Annotated in this window: 17 protein-coding genes and 1 pseudogene; 5 read left to right on the forward strand and 13 right to left on the reverse strand. The window is 70.3% G+C overall.

Annotated elements, in window-relative coordinates; genetic code table 11:
• Positions 1-210: 210 nt before the first annotated feature.
• Positions 211-858, forward strand: a complete 648-nt coding sequence (locus V1227_RS25510; RefSeq protein WP_329788011.1) for a transglycosylase family protein — start codon at positions 211-213, stop codon at positions 856-858.
• 354 nt (positions 859-1,212) lie between these two features.
• Here V1227_RS25510 and V1227_RS25515 read toward each other — a convergent pair whose 3' ends face one another.
• The 5 genes from V1227_RS25515 to V1227_RS25535 form a co-directional block, all read right to left on the reverse strand.
• Positions 1,213-1,638 carry a molybdenum cofactor biosynthesis protein MoaE gene (locus tag V1227_RS25515; protein WP_236220616.1) on the reverse strand — a complete coding sequence of 142 codons (426 nt, stop codon included), beginning with the start codon at positions 1,636-1,638 and terminating at the stop codon, positions 1,213-1,215.
• Positions 1,635-2,105 carry a MogA/MoaB family molybdenum cofactor biosynthesis protein gene (locus V1227_RS25520; protein WP_236220617.1) on the reverse strand — a complete coding sequence of 157 codons (471 nt, stop codon included), beginning with the start codon at positions 2,103-2,105 and terminating at the stop codon, positions 1,635-1,637. The genes V1227_RS25515 and V1227_RS25520 overlap by 4 nt, the downstream gene beginning before the upstream one ends.
• Positions 2,102-2,575, reverse strand: a complete 474-nt coding sequence (gene moaC, locus V1227_RS25525; protein WP_090097419.1) for a cyclic pyranopterin monophosphate synthase MoaC — start codon at positions 2,573-2,575, stop codon at positions 2,102-2,104. Before moaC ends, V1227_RS25520 begins: the two co-directional genes overlap by 4 nt.
• Before the next feature lie 50 nt (positions 2,576-2,625).
• Complete coding sequence (locus V1227_RS25530) at positions 2,626-4,008, reverse strand: NAD-dependent malic enzyme (RefSeq protein ID WP_329788012.1); 1,383 nt, start codon at positions 4,006-4,008, stop codon at positions 2,626-2,628.
• 115 nt (positions 4,009-4,123) lie between these two features.
• Positions 4,124-4,309 carry a hypothetical protein gene (locus V1227_RS25535; RefSeq protein WP_090097748.1) on the reverse strand — a complete coding sequence of 62 codons (186 nt, stop codon included), beginning with the start codon at positions 4,307-4,309 and terminating at the stop codon, positions 4,124-4,126.
• 88 nt (positions 4,310-4,397) lie between these two features.
• On the opposite strand from V1227_RS25535, the pseudogene V1227_RS25540 reads away from it, so the two are divergent.
• A pseudogene (locus tag V1227_RS25540) lies at positions 4,398-6,649 on the forward strand (helicase-associated domain-containing protein).
• A 190-nt stretch (positions 6,650-6,839) separates the two neighbouring features.
• Here the strand turns inward: V1227_RS25540 and V1227_RS25545 are convergent.
• The 4 genes from V1227_RS25545 to V1227_RS25560 are packed head-to-tail and all read right to left on the reverse strand — an operon-like array spanning position 6,840 to position 11,978.
• Complete coding sequence (locus V1227_RS25545) at positions 6,840-7,445, reverse strand: GTP-binding protein (protein ID WP_030470877.1); 606 nt, start codon at positions 7,443-7,445, stop codon at positions 6,840-6,842.
• The gene (locus tag V1227_RS25550) at positions 7,426-8,196 is read right to left on the reverse strand and encodes a DUF742 domain-containing protein (RefSeq protein ID WP_329788013.1); all 771 of its coding nucleotides are present in this window, start codon (positions 8,194-8,196) and stop codon (positions 7,426-7,428) included. Before V1227_RS25550 ends, V1227_RS25545 begins: the two co-directional genes overlap by 20 nt.
• A 30-nt stretch (positions 8,197-8,226) precedes the next feature.
• Positions 8,227-8,646 (reverse strand): roadblock/LC7 domain-containing protein, encoded by a 420-nt coding sequence (locus V1227_RS25555; RefSeq protein WP_030470879.1) that lies wholly within the window; start codon positions 8,644-8,646, stop codon positions 8,227-8,229.
• Positions 8,643-11,978: a nitrate- and nitrite sensing domain-containing protein gene (locus tag V1227_RS25560; protein WP_329788014.1), complete on the reverse strand. Its 3,336-nt coding sequence runs from the start codon at positions 11,976-11,978 to the stop codon at positions 8,643-8,645. The genes V1227_RS25555 and V1227_RS25560 overlap by 4 nt, the downstream gene beginning before the upstream one ends.
• A gap of 484 nt (positions 11,979-12,462) precedes the next feature.
• Here V1227_RS25560 and V1227_RS25565 point away from each other — a divergent pair, with 484 nt between their 5' ends.
• On the forward strand, positions 12,463-13,440 hold the full coding sequence (locus V1227_RS25565; protein ID WP_329788015.1) for an ABC transporter substrate-binding protein: 978 nt from the start codon (positions 12,463-12,465) through the stop codon (positions 13,438-13,440).
• A gap of 127 nt (positions 13,441-13,567) precedes the next feature.
• Here the strand turns inward: V1227_RS25565 and V1227_RS25570 are convergent, their stop codons facing one another.
• The 4 genes from V1227_RS25570 to V1227_RS25585 all read right to left on the reverse strand — a co-directional run bounded on the left by V1227_RS25570 (position 13,568) and on the right by V1227_RS25585 (position 16,286).
• A complete protein-coding gene (locus tag V1227_RS25570; protein WP_329788016.1) occupies positions 13,568-14,368 on the reverse strand; it encodes an LppU/SCO3897 family protein in 801 nt (266 codons plus the stop codon).
• Between the two features lie 85 nt (positions 14,369-14,453).
• On the reverse strand, positions 14,454-15,011 hold the full coding sequence (locus V1227_RS25575; protein WP_329788017.1) for an LppU/SCO3897 family protein: 558 nt from the start codon (positions 15,009-15,011) through the stop codon (positions 14,454-14,456).
• 166 nt (positions 15,012-15,177) lie between these two features.
• On the reverse strand, positions 15,178-15,651 hold the full coding sequence (locus V1227_RS25580) for an LppU/SCO3897 family protein (RefSeq protein ID WP_329788018.1): 474 nt from the start codon (positions 15,649-15,651) through the stop codon (positions 15,178-15,180).
• Positions 15,652-15,701: 50 nt separating this feature from the next.
• Complete coding sequence (locus tag V1227_RS25585) at positions 15,702-16,286, reverse strand: LppU/SCO3897 family protein (protein WP_329788019.1); 585 nt, start codon at positions 16,284-16,286, stop codon at positions 15,702-15,704.
• 108 nt (positions 16,287-16,394) lie between these two features.
• On the opposite strand from V1227_RS25585, the gene V1227_RS25590 reads away from it, so the two are divergent.
• Positions 16,395-18,035, forward strand: a complete 1,641-nt coding sequence (locus V1227_RS25590) for a DNA repair helicase XPB (RefSeq protein ID WP_329788020.1) — start codon at positions 16,395-16,397, stop codon at positions 18,033-18,035.
• Positions 18,032-18,460 carry a hypothetical protein gene (locus V1227_RS25595; protein WP_329788021.1) on the forward strand — a complete coding sequence of 143 codons (429 nt, stop codon included), beginning with the start codon at positions 18,032-18,034 and terminating at the stop codon, positions 18,458-18,460. The genes V1227_RS25590 and V1227_RS25595 overlap by 4 nt, the downstream gene beginning before the upstream one ends.
• Positions 18,461-18,542 lie beyond the last annotated feature (82 nt).

The raw sequence follows: 18,542 nt of genomic DNA on the forward strand, positions 1-18,542 counted from the left end.
ATTTGGAGACCGGCTCGGCGGTTACGTACGGTCGCTCCTCGGCTGGCCCCGACCAGTCACGAGCTAGACCGGAGGACCGTGCACCGAACCCAGTCCTGGGGTTCTCCGGAAAATCCCCGAGCGAGAGAAACCGCCGGACTGGGAGCGCAGGAACGCACCGGGCCCGAACCCGAGTTTCCTGGCAGCAGGTGCAGGTGGACCGAGAGGCACATGGCTTTCAACCGAGGCAGCAAGGGCAAGCAGGGTTCCGCCGCTCGCACTATCGCCAAGGTCGCGGCTGTCGGCATCATCGCCGGCGCCCCTCTGGGCCTGGCCGTTGGCACCGCCAACGCCGCCCCCGGAATGGACTGGGACGCCCTCGCGCAGTGCGAGGCAAGCGGTAACTGGGGCGCCAACACGGGCAACGGCTACTACGGCGGCCTGCAGTTCACGCAGCAGACCTGGAACGCCTACGGCGGCCAGGGCAACCCGGCCAACGCCTCCCGCGAGCAGCAGATCGCTGTCGCCGAGCGCGTGCTGGCCGGCCAGGGCCGCAACGCGTGGCCGGCCTGCAGCGCCAAGCTGGGCGCGGGTCAGGTCACCCAGCGCACCGCCCCGGCCCCGCAGCAGCGGAAGGCCCCGGTGCAGCAGAAGCAGCAGCAGCAGCGCCAGGCCCCCGTGCAGCAGGCGCCGGTCGTGGTCGTCGACGCGTCGAAGTCGAACCCGAACGGCAACTACGAGATCAAGGCGGGCGACACCCTGTCGAAGATCGCCGAGGCCAACAAGGTCGCGGGCGGCTACCAGGCCATCGTGGAGAAGAACAAGGGCTTCCTCACGAACCCCGACCTGATCTTCCCGGGCCACAAGATCCTGATCTGAGCAGGACCAGGACAGGCCGCATGATCGCCGGCCCCGCACCCGTGGGCTGACGCAGGACCAGGGATCTCACCGTTACCCCCCGACGGTGAGGTCCCTGCCTGCGTCTCCGGGTTCGGCCGGCGCGGAAAGGGCGCTTGCGGCAGCGGGTGGACGCGGGCTGCCGGGGCGCTGGTCGAGGCGGGCCGGGCCGGGCAGGGTCCGGCACCGCCGGAAGTGCGGCGAGCGAGGGTCAGGCGCCGGGCGCGTCACGGACGGCCCCGGCTCACCGGAGCCGGGCAGGGCCCGGCACCACCGGAGATGCAGCAAGCAAGGACCAGGCGCGCCGCGGAAGATCCCGGCTCGCCAGGGCCGGGCTCAGGGGCAGTTGACCCACTCGTCCTGCCCGTCGGAGAACACCTGCCGCTTCCACACCGGCAGCCGGGCCTTCACCTCGTCCACCAGGTCGGAGCACAGGGCGAAGGCCTCCCCCCGGTGCTCGGCGGCCACCGCGCAGGCCAGGGCCACGTCACCGATCTTCAACGGCCCGACCCGGTGCGACACGGCGATCCCGTGCACGCCGGGGTACTTCGTGGCCAGCGAGGAGACCACCTCGACGACGACGTCCTCGGCCGAGGGGTGCGAGTGGTACTCGAGCTCCAGCACCGACCGCCCGCCGTCGTGGTCCCGGACGACACCGGAGAAGGTCACCACCGCGCCGGCGCGTTCGGACTCGACGAGAGCGGCGTGCTCCTGCACCGACAACGGCTCCGAGGTCACGACGGCCCGCAGCACCACGCTCATCGGTGGTCACCTCCACGCAGTTGGTCGAGCGCATGCTCCACGACGGTGCCGAGGACGTCCAGCCCGTCCCGCACACCTCCGGTGGAGCCCGGCAGGTTGACGACCAGCGTCCGGCCCGCCACGCCGGCCACCCCGCGTGACAGCACGGAGCCCGGGACCCGCGGCCAGCCGGACATGCGGATCGCGTCGGCCAGGCCGGGGATCTCGTAGTCCAGCACGGCCCTGGTCATCTCCGGGGTCCGGTCGGTCGGGTTGATGCCGGTGCCGCCGGTCGTCACGACCAGGTCGGCACCACCGGCCACCGCGGCGGCCAGGGCCTCGCGGACCGGCTCGCCGTCCGGCACGACCACCGGCGTGGACGCCGAGAACCCGCGTTCGACGAGCCACGCCAGGATGATCTGACCGCTGCGGTCCTCGTACACGCCGGCGGCGGCGCGGTTCGAGGCCGTGATCACCACCGCCTTCACGGGCGTTCCCACAGGCCGGTCTTGCCGCCTTCCTTGCGCTGCACCCGCACCGCGTCCAGCGAGGCCGCCGGGTCGACGGACTTCACCATGTCGTGCAGGGTCAGGCCGGCCACGGAGACCGCGGTCAGGGCCTCCATCTCGACGCCCGTGCGGTCGGTGGTGCGGACCGTGGCCGTGATCAGGACCGAGTCCTCGGCCAGGGCCAGGTCGACCACCACCGACGACAGGGCGATCGGGTGGCACAGCGGCACGAGCTCCCAGGTGCGCTTGGCCGCCATGATGCCCGCGATCCGGGCGGTGGCCAGGGCGTCGCCCTTGGGCAGGCCGTCGGCTCCCAGCAGCTCGACCACCTCGGCGGTCGTGTGCAGGATTCCGGTGGCCACGGCGGTCCGGGTGGTCTGCTCCTTGCCGGAGACGTCGACCATCCGGGCCGCGCCCTGGGAGTCCAGGTGGGTGAACTGCTTGGTCATACGGCGATCGTAGGCCTGCCTCTGACCGTTGCCCCCTGTCGAACGGCCCTCTAGGAGGCCGCCGCCTTGCGGACCGCCTCGGCCACGGCGGGCGCGACGGTGTTGTCGAAGACCGACGGGACGATGAACGACGCGTTCAGGCGGTCGCCGTCCACCACGTCGGCGATCGCGGCCGCGGCGGCCAGCAGCATCGCGTCGGTGATGGTCTTGGCGTGCGCGTCCAGCAGGCCGCGGAAGACGCCGGGGAACGCCAGGACGTTGTTGATCTGGTTCGGGAAGTCCGAGCGGCCGGTCGCGACGACGGCGGCGTGCTGCTGGGCCTCCATCGGGTCGATCTCCGGGTCGGGGTTGGCGAGCGCGAACACGATGGCGTCCTTGGCCATCGTGGCGACCTGCTCGGCACCGAACAGGTTCGGCGCCGAGACGCCGATGAACACGTCCGAGTCGACCAGGGCGTCGTGCAGGCGTCCTGACTGGTTGTCCTTGTTGGTCGACGCGGCGATCGACTTCAGGTTCGAGTCGAGGCCGGGGCGGTCGCGGTGCACGATGCCGTCGACGTCCACGGCGATGATGTCGCCCGGCGTCTGGGCCTGCAGCAGGCGGATGATCGCGGAACCGGCGGCGCCGACACCGCAGACCGTGATGCGGCAGTCCTTGATGTCCTTGTTCACGACCCGCAGCGCGTTGCGCAGGGCGGCGACGACGACGATGGCCGTGCCGTGCTGGTCGTCGTGGAAGACGGGGATGTCGAGCTTCTCGCGCAGGCGGGCCTCGATCTCGAAGCAGCGCGGAGCGGAGATGTCCTCGAGGTTGATGCCGCCGTACACGGGAGCGATGAGCTCCACCGCGCGGATGATCTCCTCGGTGTCCTGGGTGTCCAGGCAGACCGGCCAGGCGTCGACGCCGGCGAACTTCTTGAACAGCGCGGCCTTGCCCTCCATCACGGGCAGGGCGGCGGCGGGACCGAGGTTGCCGAGACCGAGCACGGCCGAGCCGTCGGTGACCACGGCGACGGTGTTGCGCTTGATGGTCAGGCGGCGCGCGTCGTCCGGGTTCTTGGCGATGGCCTCGCAGACGCGGGCGACACCCGGCGTGTACGCGCGGGAGAGGTCGTCGCGGTTGCGGAGCGGGACCTTCGACGAGATCTCGATCTTGCCGCCGAGGTGCACGAGGAACGTGCGGTCCGACACCTTGCGGACGACGATGCCGGGCAGCGTCTCCAGCGTGTCGGTGATGTCCTTGGCGTGGTTCGCCGAGAGGGCGTTGCAGGTGAGGTCGATGACGACGCGGTCGTTGTGCGACTCCACGACGTCGAACGCCGTGATCACACCGCCCGCGCGGCCGACGGCCGAGGTGAGGTCACCCGCGGCGCTCGCTGACGGCGGCGCCTCCAGTCGAACGGTGATCGAGTAACCAGGGCCGGGGACCGGCATCGTCGTCCTCCCACGAAGTGCTGCTCAAGCGGGAAACGAGCCTATCCCCGGGCCCTTTGCGGTACGCACGCGACTCGGCAGTTTTAAGACCGCCCTGACAGTCCGATGAGGACGTTCAGGACTTGTTGATCTCGGTGACCGGGTGCGTGTAGGGCAGGTCGTCCACCGGCAGCGGGAACGTCACCGTGCCGAACGGGGAGAGCGCACCCTGCAGGTCGCTGGTCAGTTCGGTGACGGGGTGACCGCCGTCGGGGCCATCCGGCCAGTGCGGGTCGACCCGTCCAGGGCGTCCTTTCGCCACGTTCTCCTCCTCGGTGGTGCCTGCCGATGACGCCACAAGTGTGACAGAGCACGACGCGATCTCCAGCGACCCATATACCGTGGTGAGAATGTCCGGCATCACTCTCGCCGACTGGCTGCGCGCCCAGGACGACGCCTCGCTCGTGGCGCTGCTGCGCGCGCGTCCGGACCTGGCAACGCCCCCACCTGCCGATATGTCCGTGCTCGCGACACGGGTCGGCACCAGGGCGTCGATCGCGCGCGCCTGCGAGGACCTCGACACGTTCACGCTGGCCGTGCTCGAAGGCCTGGTCGTGCAGGGCGCGGACGCCGCGCCCGTGGCGTTGCCCACACTCGCGGGCCTGCTCGGGCCGGACGTGAAGCCCAAGCCTCTCAAGCAGGCGCTCGCGCGGCTGCGGTCCCTGGCACTGGCGTGGGGCGACGACGACGCGCTGTCGGTCCCGCCCCTCACGCGCGAGGCGTTCGGCTCCCACCCCGGCGGGCTGGGCAGGTCGACGGGGCAGACCTACGACCTCGACGGCATCAGCGAGGGCGAGCAGCGCGTCCTGCGGAAGCTCGCCGCCGGCCCGCCCATCGGCGACACCAAGGACGCCTCGCGGGTCGTGCCGCTGGAGAAGGCGGAGACGCCGGTGCAACGGCTCCTGGCGCGCGGTCTGCTGCTGCGGCGCGACCCCGGCACCGTGGAGCTGCCACGGGAGATCGCCCTCGAACTGCGCGGCGAACGCCCGCTCGGCCCGATCCAGGTCACCGAGCCGAAGCCGAAGACCACGGCGTTGCAGCAGTCGAGCGTCGACGCGACCGGCGGCGGGGAGGCCCTGGAGCTCGTCCGGCACGTCGAGAACCTGCTCGCGAGCTGGTCCGCCGAACCGCCGCCGGTGCTGCGGGCGGGCGGCCTGGGCGTCCGCGACCTGCGCAAGGCCGCCAAGGACCTCGGTGTCGACGAGCAGCGCGCGGCCCTGCTGATCGAGCTCGTGGTCGGCGCTGACCTGGTCGCGAACACCGAGGCCACCGAACCGGAGTGGGTGCCGACGACCAAGGCCGACGTCTGGCTCGCCGCGACGGCCGAGGTCCGCTGGGCCACGGTCGCCCACGCGTGGCTGGAGCTGCCGAGGCTGCCGGCGCTGATCGGCCGCCGCGACGAGAAGGACAAGCTCTTCAACCCGCTCGCGGACGAGATCCGCCGCGCCCAGGCTCCCCGCGACCGCCGCTGGGTCCTGGAGGCGCTCGGCGCGTTCCCCGGGGCACCTCGATCGCGAACCCCGCCGACCTCGCCGCGCTGCTCGGCTGGCGCTCACCGCGCCGGGGCGGGCGTCAGCGCGACGAGCTGGTGCGCTGGACGGTCGAGGAGGGCACCGCGGTCGGCGTGCTGGCCCTCGGCGCGCTGACGAGCGCGGGCCGCGTGCTGCTCGACGAGGGCCCCGGCCACGCCGCCAAGTCCCTCGGCGACGCGCTGCCCGCACCGCTCGACCACGTGCTGGTGCAGGCCGACCTGACCGTCGTCGCCCCCGGCAGGCTCGAACCGGAGCTCGCCGACGAGCTGGCCCTGGTCGCGGACGTCGAGTCGGCCGGCAGCGCCACCGTCTACCGGGTCAGCGAGGCCACGGTCCGCCGCGCGCTCGACGCCGGGCGCACCGCCGACGAGCTGCAGGAGCTGTTCAAGCTCCGCTCCCGCACGCCCGTCCCGCAGTCGCTGACCTACCTGATCGACGACGCCGCGCGCCGCCACGGCCGGTTGCGCGGCGGCGCCGCGGGCTCGTTCCTGCGCTGCGACGACCCGGTGCTGATCAGCGAGGTCCTCGCGCACCCGGAGGCGGGCCGGCTGGAGCTGCGCCGGATCGCGCCGACCGTCCTGGTCAGCCCGCTGCCGCTGGCCGACGTGCTGGACGGGCTGCGCTCGGCCGGGTTCGCCCCGGCGGCGGAGGGCCCCGACGGCCAGGTCCTCGACCTGCGGCCGGGTGGGCGCCGGACCACCCCGAGGCAGCGCAGCGCCCGCAAACCGGCGTCACCGGCCGTGCCCACCGACGAGCGGCTGGGCGAGTTCGTCCGGCTGGTCCGCGCCGGTGATCGTGCCGCGGCGACACCGCGGGGTGAACGCGTGGCCGTCCCCGGCCACCTCGGCGCCGGTCCGTCCGCGACCCTGTCCCTGCTCCAGCAGGCCGCACGGGCGCGTCGCAGGGTGCTCGTCGGGTTCGTCGACTCCCACGGCACGGCGGCGCAGCGCGTGATCGAGCCCCACGTGGTGGGCGGCGGGGTGCTCGAGGGCTACGACCACAGCTACGGAGAGGTGCTGCGGTTCCCGCTCCACCGCGTCACGTCCGCCGCTTTGGTGGACGAGGACTGACCGCCGATCATCACCCGGTGGGGATGCACGAATCACCCGTACGTGGTCGTGCAGCGATGTGGCGTCGGTTGACGCGGGCGTACCCGAAGACGCCGCGCTGAGCAGGGCACAACGACGAGGCGAGCGCTCACCCGCGGGTGGCGCTCGCCTCGTTCGGTTGTCGTGCGGGTCGTACTCCGGCGGAGGGAGTTCAGCCCGCGCGGACGGACATCCACTGGCGCATCGCGTGCTCCACCAGCGTGATGAGCGTCTGCTTGGTCGACTGCCGGTTGCGCGCGTCGCACGTGACGATGGGCACCGACTCGTCGATCGTCAGCGCCTCGCGCACGTCCTCCAGCCTGTGGTGCAGGAGGCCGTCGAAGCAGTTGACGCCCACGACGTACGGCAGCTGCCGGTCGTCGAAGAAGTCGATCGAGGCGAACGCGTCGGCCAGGCGGCGGGTGTCGACCAGCACGATGGCGCCGATGGCACCTCGCACGAGGTCGTCCCACATGAACCAGAACCGGTGCTGACCCGGTGTACCGAAGAGGTACAGGATCAGGTCGCTGTCGAGCGACACGCGGCCGAAGTCCATCGCGACCGTCGTGGTGACCTTGTTCGGCGTGGCGGAGAGGTCGTCCACCCCCGCGCTGGCCTCGGTCATCACCGCCTCGGTGGTCAACGGGACGATCTCGGACACCGAGCCGACGAACGTCGTCTTGCCCACACCGAAGCCACCCGCCACCACGATCTTGGCGGAGGTCGTCGGCTTCCGTGCGCCCTCGGCGCCCTGGGGACTAGAGCCTGCGAAGCCCACTGAGCACCCTCTCCAGGAATTCCATGGAAGGCCGGTCCCCCACGACCAGACCGCCCTGGTGAATCAAAACCAAACCCATGCTTGCCATGTCGCCGATCAACACCCGAACGACGCCCAGTGGCAAGCGTAGGAGTGCCGCGACCTCGGCCACCGACCGCGTGTCCACACACAGCCCGCAGATGGACCTGTGCTCGGGAAGAACTGCGGCATCCCGTTCGAGGCCCTTCTCGCTGGTGGAGATCAGCGCCTCGATCGCAAGGTCGTAGTCGGGTCGTGTGCGTCCACCGGTGCGCGTGTAAGGCCGCACCAGTGAACCCGAGTCCGCAGAAGCATTCTCCTCCGGACGCACTTGAGGCTGCGCACCGGTGCTGTACGCCGGCTGCGCGCCGGTGCTGTACACCGGGTGCGGGCCGGTTGTGTACGGCAACTGCTCCGGCACCGCGTCCGGCATCTCGTGCTGGCCGAAGAGGTCCGCACCGGGTCCACCGAACAGCCCGGTGCCGTACCCGTCTATGTCGAACCGGTTCGGCACGTCGTCGTACTGATACGACGACGAGTCGTCCACCTCACGCTGAGACATATCGCCTAGCCCTTGCCCTGTAACCCGCTCATCGTGGGGCGCGTCCTCGGTTTCCTCTGGTTCTTGGGGTATCGCGTCAGGCTCGTCGAACTGGAACCCACCAGAAGCCCACTCCTGGTAGTTGAAGTTCCTACCGAAGCCACGGCCTCTAGCGCCAGATCTACCAGCCATTTGTTCTCACCCCTGAACTTCAGATGAGGTCTAGCGACGGACCACGCCCTGAAGCTGCGCGCGCAGCTCAGGGGTGAGTTGTTGACCGACTCTCTCCACCAACAGCGTCATCTCGTAGGCCACGAGACCGATGTCGCAGTTGGGTGCCGCCAGAACGGCAAGGCAAGAACCGTCACTGATCGACATGAGGAACAGGTAGCCCCGCTCCATCTCGACGACCGTCTGGTTGACCCCGCCTGCCTCGAAGCAGCGGGCAGCACCCTGGGTGAGGCTGACCAGTCCGGACGCGACCGCGGAGAGCTGTTCCGCGCGGTCCCGGGGCAAGCCCTGGGATCCCGCGAGCAACAGCCCGTCCGCGGACACCACAACGGAATGTGCCACGCCGGGCACCCTCCGCACGAAGTCGGTGATAAGCCAACCAAAGCTGCCTGGCTGCGCTGCGGTCGTCACTCCTGCTCCTCGTTCTGCCGGCTCGACTGGTCACCAGCGTATGCCTCGATCAATGCGTGCCGGCCTCGCTTGACACCACTCTGCAGGCTCGACATCCGTCCGCGCACCGCGTCAGCGGAGCGGGGCGGCAGCGGCGGGCGCTGTGCTGTCTGCGACAGGCTCTGCGGCTTGGGTGCTGCAGAGCCTGGCACGAGCTGAGCCTTCGGTGTCCGTTTCGGCAATCCTGCCGTCGTCTTCGTCTCCGGCGTCTTGTTCAACAACGCCTGAGCCGCGTGCCATCCCTCGTCGGCAGGCGACTGCCAAGCCGACTCGGAAGTGAGTGCCGCCGCTGGAGTCTCCTCCACAACGGGCTCCGGTTCCACAACTCGCTCCTGCTCGGCGGGTGCGATCACTTCTTCCTCGGCCGCCTTCTGGATCTTCGCGCGCGGCTGGCGCACGGGAAGACCAGCGGCGGACGTGGTCGTGGGCGCCACAGCCGGCACGGGCTTGCGGGTTCGGGTCGGGAGCTCCGGTTCGGGCCCGTCCGAGAGCGGAGGGGTCGTCACCGGCTCGTCGATGTACTCGACCGAACCCTTGTCGGCGCCGCCGAGCCTCGGCTCGACGTGTCCGTTGGTGTCGGCGCGGCCGTCACCCTCGGCGGCCGCTGGGACCGGCTGAGCGGCCGAAGCGGACGTCTCGCTGCCGACGGCCTGGAACCACTGCGACAGGACGGCCTCGTAGATCGGCAGGCGTTCCGTCGGGGCGTCCAGGTCGTGCTCGATCTTCTTGCGCGAGGCTTCCGAGGTGCCGTTGCGGTGTGCCATCCCGATGTCGAGGCGGCCCTCGTCGACCGAGGCGCGCGAGACGCCGTTGGACGAGGCGGGCTCGTCCTCGATCGGGGGAATCGGCACGAACTGCGTGGTCTCGTAGCCCGGCTCGAAGGAGATCTCGCCGGCTTCCTCGTTGCGGTCCTCGTAGGCCGTGAAGAGCGTGGGCTCGCCGAACGACCCCTCGGGCTCCACGGCGGCCAGCTGGTCGCGGCGCCACCGCTCGGACGGCGTCACGTCCTCGATCGGCGGGTCGGTGAAGACCGGGATCGCCGTCGCGCCGGCACCGGTGTCGGTGATCGGGCTCGGGACGAAGCTGACCGGGATGCTCGGGCTCGACTCGTCGATCCGCGGCTGGACGCCGGTGGCACCGCCGAAGGCGCCCGCGATGCCGCTGGCCCTCGTCGCGGTGGCGCCGATCTCCGTCGTGTGCTCGGCCGGGGACATCGGCGAGGGCATCGCCGGGGCCGACGCGGACGGCGACATGCCGAACGCGGAGGCGAGCGACCCGGAACCGGACGGCGGGGTCGAGACCGGCGTCTGGCCGGGGATCGCGATGAGCGTCTCCGGCACGATCACCAGTGCCGTCGTGCCGCCCTCGATGTCCTCGTTGCCGCGCAGGCGGACCTTGATGTCGTGGCGCTTGGCGAGCCGCGCGACCACGTACAGGCCCATTCGGCGGGAGACGGCGACGTCGACGTCCGGCGGGTCCGCCAGGCGGTCGTTCGCGTCGATGATCTCCTGGTCGCCCATGCCGACGCCGCGGTCCTGGATCTCGATCGCCAGCTCGCCCTTGCGGGTCTTCGCCGTGCGGACGGTGACCTTGGTGACCGGGTCGGAGAACGCCGTGGCGTTGTCCAGCAGCTCCGCGATGAGGTGCACGAGGTCGTTGACCGCGCGGCCCTGGACGGTGACGTCCGGGGTCTGGCCGACCTGCACGCGGGCGTACTGCTCGACCTCGGAGACCGCGGCACCGAGGACCTCGGCGGCCGGGACGGGCCGGGTCAGGCGCCGCGACAGGTCCGTGCCCGAGAGGACCAGCAGGTTCTCCGAGTTGCGGCGCATGCGGGTCGCGAGGTGGTCCAGCTCGAACAGCGAAGCCAGCTGGTCCGGGTCCTGCTCGTCCTGCTCCAGGCGGTCGATCAGGTTCAGCTGGCGCTCGACCAGGGCCTGAGAGCGACGGGAGAGGTTGACGAACATCGCGTTGACGTTGTCGCGCAGGAGGGCCTGCTGGGCGGCCAGCCGCACCGCTTCACCGTGCACCGCGTCGAACGCGCGCGCCACCTGGCCGACCTCTTCACGGGTGTGCACCGGCACCGGCTCGACTGCGTTCTTCGCCGCGTTCTCCGGGTCGGGGTCCGCGAGGATCCGCTCGACCGCGTCCGGGAGACCGTGGTCGGCGACGTCGAGGGCGGTGCGGCGCAGCGTGCGCAGCGGGTTGAGGATCGAGCGGGCGACGAACAGCGCCATGAGCAGCGCGAGCGCGAGGAACGCGAGCACCAGGGCGGACGCGATGTACGCCTGGGTCCTGGTGGCGCCCGCGAGGTCGTCGGTCTTGTTCTGCAGCTGCTCGACCAGCAGGTTCTCGACGTCACGGGTCAGGTTGACCGTCAGCGTGGCCGCGATGTCCCACTTCTCGGACGTCAGCTGCGTGAAGTCCTTGCGGCCGGCCTGCTGGTTGATCGCCGATTCCTGCATGTCGTTCGCGGTGTCGACGATGAGGCCGGTGACGGTGTCGTCGTAGATCTTGGCCTGGTCGGGCGTCGCGGACTTGCGGAAGTCGTTGCGGGCGGCTTCGAGCTCGGCGTCGGCCGCCTGCAGGGCGCGCAGCTGGGCCGGCGTGAACGCCTTGCGCTGGAAGACGTCCAGGAGGATCGCCCGCTTGAGCGACTCCTGCTCCTTGATGCGCGCGATGGCGTTCGTGGTCAGGTGCAGTCGCACCAGTTCCGGGTCGTTGATCTCGGAGATCGTCTGCTCACCGAGGTTGATGAGCGTCTCGATCGACTCCGAGTAGGTGCGCTGGACGGCCTCGGCGGGGTACTGCGTGTCGCGCACCGAGTTGCGGAGGCTGTTCAGGCGGTTGAGCTGGTTGAACGCGACCTGGAAGCGCTCGACTGCCGCCGGGTTCAGGTCGGAGCTGAGTTCGGCGATCTTGTTGTTGAACGCCTCGGTGGTGTCGTTCACGCGGCGCAGCTGGCGCTCGAGGACGACCCGGTCGACCTTCTTGTTGGACGCGACGTAGCTGACCGACAGGTCCCGCTCGCGCTGGAGCTGCTGCACGAGGTCCGCGACCGCCGTCTCGAGGCGGATCTGGTTCGCGAGGTTGTTGAGCTCCGTCGCGGCCTGGAGGTCGCTGCGCACCCTCAGGCCACCCAGGACGAGCGCACAGACAGTCGGGATGAGCAGAACGGCGAGCAGCTTCGTGCGCAACCGCCAGTTGCGCAGGCGCCATCCCGCGGATCGGGCAGGTCCTGAACCGGCTCCGGGCGCGACGTCGTTCTTCACCGAGTCCGGTGTCACGTTCATCGTTCCGTCACCCAGCGCAGCCAGTCCGTCACCCGATTCGGGCCTTTCGGAGCGTGTGGTGTCACCCACGCCAAACTGGCTGGGACCTCTCTCACGTCGGGCCACTCTGGGCTTCCTCTTCCAGCAGCAGTGTCCCGGTCTCTCCCCAGGACCGAGCATGGACTCGTCAAACGGGCCGAATTGCAGCACAGAGGTGGTTCGCCCGCTGAGGCGCCCCTACCCCGTCTGAAGACACGTCGGTCGACAACAACCTGTGCCACCCGGCGGGGAGCGTAATGGTCACCCCCGGCTCTGGGGAAGTCTCCAGAAGCACTCACCGTATCGAGATGGGGTGTCGTTTCATACGTTCAGGTGGTTAACATCCCCGGTTGTCGGCACGCTGCACCTCCGTCCGAACGCCCTGTTGGGGCTGTGGACGACCTGGTCTGTGGCGACCCTCACTGATCGATTCGATGCTACTCAAGGCCTACCGGCGAGAGGTGCCATGGCTACCCGAGCCAAAGCTCTGCGGCTTGCCGCAGTGCTCATCACGTGTGTTCTGACCGCGAGCTGCGGCCTGTTCGGAAGTTCGTCGAACGGTGGCACCGCGGACATGGAGCGCAACGTCCTGCGCATCGGCGTGCTGCCGGTGGTCGACGTGGCCCCGCTGCGGATCGCGCTGAACGAGAAGCTGTTCGAGAAGGCCGGCCTGCAGGTCAACCTGGTCACGCAGCCCAGCGAGACCGACGCCATCAAGCAGCTGGACACCACGCTCGACATCACGTGGGCCACGCACGTCAGCCTCTTCCGCGCCGTCGCCGAGGGCACCGAGCTGCAGCTGCAGGGCGAGGCCTACCAGGCCGGTCAGAACTCGATGGCGCTGGTCACGGCCGCGACCTCGGACTACGACGACCCGGGCAAGAAGACCAACCCGCGCATCGCCGTGAACAACGAGACCGACATCGGCGCACTGACCACGCGTGCCGTGCTGGACACCGCCGCGGTCGAGAAGCAGAAGATCAAGTTCTCCTCGATGCCGTTCGCGGACATGGAGAACGCGCTGACGTCCGGTCAGGTGGACGCGGCCTTCATGATCGAGCCGTTCATCACGAAGGCGCAGCGCAAGATCGGCGCGAAGATCGTCACCGACACCGCACGCGGCCCGACGCTGGACTTCCCGATGTCCGGCTACGCGTCGTCGAAGAAGTTCGCCGAGGCGAACCCGAAGACGATGAAGGTGTTCCGGGACGTGCTGCGCGACGCCCAGCAGCGCGCGCAGGCCAACAAGCTGGCCGTCCAGGACTCGCTGACCAGCTACGCCGACGTCGACCAGCCGACCGCGGCCCTCGTGTCCGTGGGCACGTTCCCGCTGTCGCTGAACCCGATCCGGCTCCAGCGCGTCGCCGACATGATGGACACCGAGGACGTGCTGTCGGGCCGTCTGGACGTGCAGCAGCTGCTGCCGCCGGGCACCACGAGCTAGCCCTCGGCGGACGCGGAAGAAGGCGGGCCGGTGCTCCGGCCCGCCTTTTCTCGTTCCGCCACCGCGTGCCGCGCGGGAGCACTTCCGTCACGGCACGGGCACCCGCCGGGCCGCGGCGCTCCCGGGGTCACTGACCGCCGAGCGGCGAGACGCAGTACGTGATGCCCGGCGAAGGCTCGGTGTAGGAGACCGCCGTGGCCTCACCGCAGTCGGCGGTGGCCGCCTTCACGACCTTCTCGACCTTCATCGCCTTCTGGACGGAGAACTCGTTGCCGCCCTTGGAGCAGTCGATGACCTTCATGCCCTCCATGTTGATCTTGACCATCTCCTCCTGGTAGCACTTGCCCTCTTCGAGCTTCTCCACCAGGCAGAGCTTCAGCGACGACCTGCGCCGGCCGGTCTCGGTGTACTCGGCGTAGTCCTCGCTCGGGCACGCCTCCGACGTCGAGTTCATGGCCTTGGCGATGATGTAGTTCGCCTCGGGCGCTCCGCAGTCGACCTTCTTGTACTTCGGGCTGATCGTGGTGCCCGTGACGCTCGCGCAGTCGCCCGCCTTGGTCGACGGCTCGCCGATGCCGCCGCTCAGCAGGGCCCTGACCAGCAGGACGCCGCCGACCAGCACGACGATGCCGACGAGCGAGCCGATGACCTTGCCGGCACCGCTCTTCTTCGGCGGCGGGCCGTACGGCATCGGCTGGCCCAGGGGCTGACCGGGCATCTGGCCGGGCGGAGGGCCGTAGGGGTTCGGCTGGCCGTACGGGTCACCGGGCTGGCCGGGCATCGGACCGGGCTGGCCCGGCTGGGCGTACGGGTACCCCTGCTGGGGCGGCTGCCCGTACGGGTTGGGCTGGCCGTACGGCTGCTGCGGCTGGCCACCGGGAGGCGGGCCGTAGGGCCCCGGCTGCTGCGGGTGGTTGGGGTCGGTCACTGGGTTTCCTCTCCGATGGGTGGCGCGAAAGACGGCGAAACCGGAGCCGTGGGTCACGACTCCGGTTTCGCCGAGGTGGTACCTGCTACGCGGGGGCGCCGACGCAGTAGTGGATCTTCGCCTCGGGGAACGAACGCGCTTCCTCGGCCTCGGGGCACTGCGGTGCGGCGGCGTCCTTGACGACCTTGGTCACCTTGAAGGCGGCCGACCCGGTGCACTCAACGACCTTCGCGCCGACGCCGCCGACGTTGTCGCCGTAGCACTTGCCCTCGAGCAGGACCGGCGCGAGGCAGAGCTTCGTCTTCGGGCCGCGGCGCTGCGTCTGGGTGTACTCGTCGTAGTCCGTGCCGCAGACCTCGCTCGTGCCACCGGCCTTGGCGACCACGTAGTTCGCCTCGGCGGCACCGCAGTCGACCGGCTTGTACTCCGGGCTGGTCGACGTGCCGGTGATGGCGGCGCAGTCGCCGACCTTCGCCTGCGCGACGTCGCTGGAGAAGTAGTTGAACGCGTAGATCGCGCCGGCGGCGACGATGAGGCCGACGACGTAGGTCAGGATCCGCTTGCCGATGCTCGACTTCTTCGGCGCGGGCTCCTGGGTGGGCTCCGGCGCGGTCGCGGGCGAAGCGGACTCAGTCGTGCTCATGCGGTTCTCTCATTTCCGAATTACCCCAGATGGCCCATGCCCCCCGACACAGCCGGAGCAGACAGTGCCACGTGGAGCGGAAAACCGCTGGGGCTTTACGGAAACGTTACGGCCGCTTGGATCACGTCGTTGGTCGCGCTGCAGCAAGGGCGCTGCACCCCGGAGGTCACCGCCGCGGGCCGCCGCGCTCCAGGCAGAACGTGACCGCGGGCTCGGGGAAGACCGCCGCGCGGGACTCGCCGCAGGCGGCGCGGTCGGTCTCGCCGCCGATCACCCTGGCGACCTTGACCGAGTCCTCCGCCGCGCAGTCGACCTTCGCGATGCCGGTGTCGGAGTCCTGGCCGTAGCAGGAGCCCTCGACGAAGTTCGGCATCAGGCAGAGCGTGGAGCCGCCCGTGTACGTCGAGTAGTCCATGCCGCCGGACGGGCAGGACTTCTCGTTCCACCGCAGGACCTTGGCGACCTTGACGTTCGCCCGGCCGGAACCGCAGTCGAGGGCCTCGTACCTCGGCGCGTCGAGCGCGCCGGAGATGCGCGCGCAGTCGCCCGCCCGGGCCGCGTCACCGCGCTGGGTCAGCACGAACCCGCCGAGCAGCACGAGCGCGAGGACGACGCCGATGCCCAGGCCGACCTTCTTCATGGCCCGGGTATCGGCGCCGTGCGGGTTCGAACTCAACCGAGTTCACCCGATCAGGACCCTTCGTGCACGCCCATGCAGTAGACCGACGCCGGCTCGCTGAACCGCAGCTCGCTCGACCCCTCGGGGCACACCGAGCCCTCCTCGGGCAGGCCGTCGACCTTCTTCACGATCTTCACCGGCGACTCGGTGGTGCAGGCTTCCTTCTTGAAGGCGCCGTCGTCGCTCGACGTGTAGCAGTTGCCCTCGGCGAGGTTCGGCATGAGGCACATCGACTTGCCGCCGTCGGCCTGCATCTGCTCGTAGATGCCCTCGGCCGGGCACTGGTCCTCGGCGTTGTCCAGCAGGGCGGCCACCCGGTGGGTGGCGGCGGTGTCGCCGCAGCCCTGCGACGAGATGTTCCACTCGCCGTCGGGCTTGTCGACGTCCTTCGGCGAGGCGCTGACGCAGTCGCCGACCTTGACGCCGCCCAGCGACGTGAGCGCCCACACGCCACCGCCGACCAGCACGACGGCCAACAGGCCGACGATCACGAACTTCAGCCAGTTCTTCTTGGGCGACTCGTCGGTCCCGGCCTCTTCGGGAGCCGGTGCCACCGCGGCCGGCGGCTCGACGGGATCAGTCGACTCGGTGCTCATGGGCCAGAACGTACGACACGTCGTGTGGGCTCGGTGTGTCGGCTCACACCTGTCGTCACCAGCTGACGCAGGTCGAGCACATTTGGCGTCGTCAGGGAGACTGGGGGCGTGACCGATGGCCCTTTGATCGTCCAGTCGGACAAGACGCTGCTCCTCGAGGTCGACCACCCGCTCGCCGACGAAGCGCGCACGTCCATCGCGCCGTTCGCCGAGCTGGAGCGGGCACCGGAGCACGTGCACACGTACCGGGTGACGCCGCTGGCGCTGTGGAACGCGCGCGCGGCGGGGCACGACGCCGAGCAGGTGGTGGACGCGCTGGTGCGGTTCAGCCGCTACCCGGTGCCGCAGCCGCTGCTGGTGGACGTGGTCGACACGATGAGCCGCTTCGGGCGGCTCGTGCTGGCCAACAACCCCGCCCACGGGCTGGTCCTGCACTCCCACGACCGCGCGGTGCTCGAAGAGGTGCTGCGCAACAAGAAGATCGCGCCGATGTTCGGCGCGCGGATCGACGACGACACGGTCGTCGTGCACCCGAGCGAGCGCGGGCGGCTCAAGCAGCTGCTGCTCAAGGTCGGCTGGCCCGCCGAGGACGAGGCCGGGTACGTCGACGGCGAGGCGCACCCGATCGAGCTGGACGAGGCCGACTGGAAGCTGCGCGACTACCAGCGGCTCGCGGCGCAGGCGTTCTGGGCGGGCGGCAGCGGCGTGGTCGTGCTGCCCTGCGGCGCCGGCAAGACGCTGGTCGGCGCGGCGGCGATGGCCGAGGCGCAGGCGACCACGCTGATCCTGGTCACGAACACGGTGGCCGGGCGGCAGTGGAAGCGCGAGCTGATCGCGCGCACGTCGCTCACCGAGGAGGAGATCGGCGAGTACTCGGGCGAGCGCAAGGAGATCCGGCCGGTCACGATCGCGACCTACCAGGTGATCACCCGCAAGTCGAAGGGCGAGTACAAGCACCTGGAGCTGTTCGACTCCCGCGACTGGGGCCTGATCGTCTACGACGAGGTCCACCTGCTGCCGGCGCCGGTCTTCCGGATGACGGCGGACCTGCAGAGCCGCAGGCGGCTCGGGCTGACCGCGACGCTGGTGCGCGAGGACGGCCAGGAGGGCGACGTCTTCTCGTTGATCGGGCCGAAGCGCTACGACGTGCCGTGGCGCGACATCGAGGCGCAGGGCTGGATCGCGCCCGCCGAGTGCACCGAGGTCCGCGTGACGCTGACCGACAACGAGCGGCTGCTGTACGCGACGGCCGAGCCCGAGGAGCGCTACAAGCTCTGCTCGACCGCGCGGACGAAGCTCCCGGTGGTCCGGCGGGTGCTCGAGCAACACCCCGACGAGCCGGCGCTGGTGATCGGCGCCTACCTGGACCAGCTCGACGAGCTGGGCGAGGAGCTGGGGGCACCGGTGATCAAGGGGTCGACGAAGAACAAGGAGCGCGAGGAGCTCTTCGACAGGTTCCGCAGGGGCGAGCTCCGCACCCTGGTGGTCTCCAAGGTCGCGAACTTCTCCATCGACCTGCCCGAGGCGTCCGTCGCCGTGCAGGTGTCCGGCACGTTCGGGTCCCGGCAGGAGGAGGCGCAGCGCCTCGGCCGGTTGCTGCGGCCCAAGGGCGACGGCCGGCAGGCGCACTTCTACTCGGTCGTCTCGCGCGACACCCTCGACACCGAGTACGCCGCCCACCGGCAGCGGTTCCTCGCGGAGCAGGGCTACGCCTACAAGATCGTCGACGCGGACGACCTGGTCGGATGACCGCCTGGTGGATGTGGAACCCGGCCGGGACCGTGCCTTCGCGGCGGTTCCGGTCGGAGGAGTCGCTGGCCCGCTCCGCCCCGGACACCGACGTGGTCCGGTCCGGCGACTTCACCTGCCCCTCGCAACGCCGCCGCGCCACGGCCGTGCGGTCCGACTTCCTGCGCGTGACCGGAGACCCGGTGCAGGTGGCGCTCGTCGAGCAACGGCTGTGGACGCTGCTCGTGGCGTTGCGCCGGGCCCAGCCGCTGCGCGACGCGCTGGCGTCCGCCGTGCCCAGGCCGGGCAGGGCGGCGCTGGTCGCGGAGCCCTCTCGCGAGCTGGCCGAGTTCGACCGGCGCTTCGACCAGTTCGCGGCCGCGCTGCGCGTCCTGGTCGCGGACCCGACACCGCAGCAGCTGCGCCACACCGCCGCCCTCGACTAGACCGCCACCACTGCGTCCCAGCGGTCGTTACGCAACGATGACGCGGCGAGAACGTCCTCATCAGAGGAGTCGGGAAGGCTGG

Source organism: Lentzea sp. DG1S-22 (assembly GCF_036321065.1).
Classification (GTDB): Bacteria; Actinomycetota; Actinomycetes; order Mycobacteriales; family Pseudonocardiaceae; genus Lentzea; species Lentzea jiangxiensis.

Excerpts from the sequence above, each read along its gene's own strand:
- V1227_RS25595 (WP_329788021.1), top strand. The coding sequence starts at position 18,032 with ATGACCGCCTGGTGGATGTGGAACCCGGCCGGGACCGTGCCTTCGCGG.
- moaC (WP_090097419.1), bottom strand. The coding sequence starts at position 2,575 with ATGACCAAGCAGTTCACCCACCTGGACTCCCAGGGCGCGGCCCGGATG.
- V1227_RS25565 (WP_329788015.1), top strand. The coding sequence starts at position 12,463 with ATGGCTACCCGAGCCAAAGCTCTGCGGCTTGCCGCAGTGCTCATCACG.
- V1227_RS25550 (WP_329788013.1), bottom strand. The coding sequence starts at position 8,196 with ATGGCTGGTAGATCTGGCGCTAGAGGCCGTGGCTTCGGTAGGAACTTC.
- V1227_RS25580 (WP_329788018.1), bottom strand. The coding sequence starts at position 15,651 with ATGAAGAAGGTCGGCCTGGGCATCGGCGTCGTCCTCGCGCTCGTGCTG.
- V1227_RS25530 (WP_329788012.1), bottom strand. The coding sequence starts at position 4,008 with ATGCCGGTCCCCGGCCCTGGTTACTCGATCACCGTTCGACTGGAGGCG.
- V1227_RS25575 (WP_329788017.1), bottom strand. The coding sequence starts at position 15,011 with ATGAGCACGACTGAGTCCGCTTCGCCCGCGACCGCGCCGGAGCCCACC.
- V1227_RS25585 (WP_329788019.1), bottom strand. The coding sequence starts at position 16,286 with ATGAGCACCGAGTCGACTGATCCCGTCGAGCCGCCGGCCGCGGTGGCA.
- V1227_RS25515 (WP_236220616.1), bottom strand. The coding sequence starts at position 1,638 with ATGAGCGTGGTGCTGCGGGCCGTCGTGACCTCGGAGCCGTTGTCGGTG.
- V1227_RS25510 (WP_329788011.1), top strand. The coding sequence starts at position 211 with ATGGCTTTCAACCGAGGCAGCAAGGGCAAGCAGGGTTCCGCCGCTCGC.
- V1227_RS25560 (WP_329788014.1), bottom strand. The coding sequence starts at position 11,978 with ATGAACGTGACACCGGACTCGGTGAAGAACGACGTCGCGCCCGGAGCC.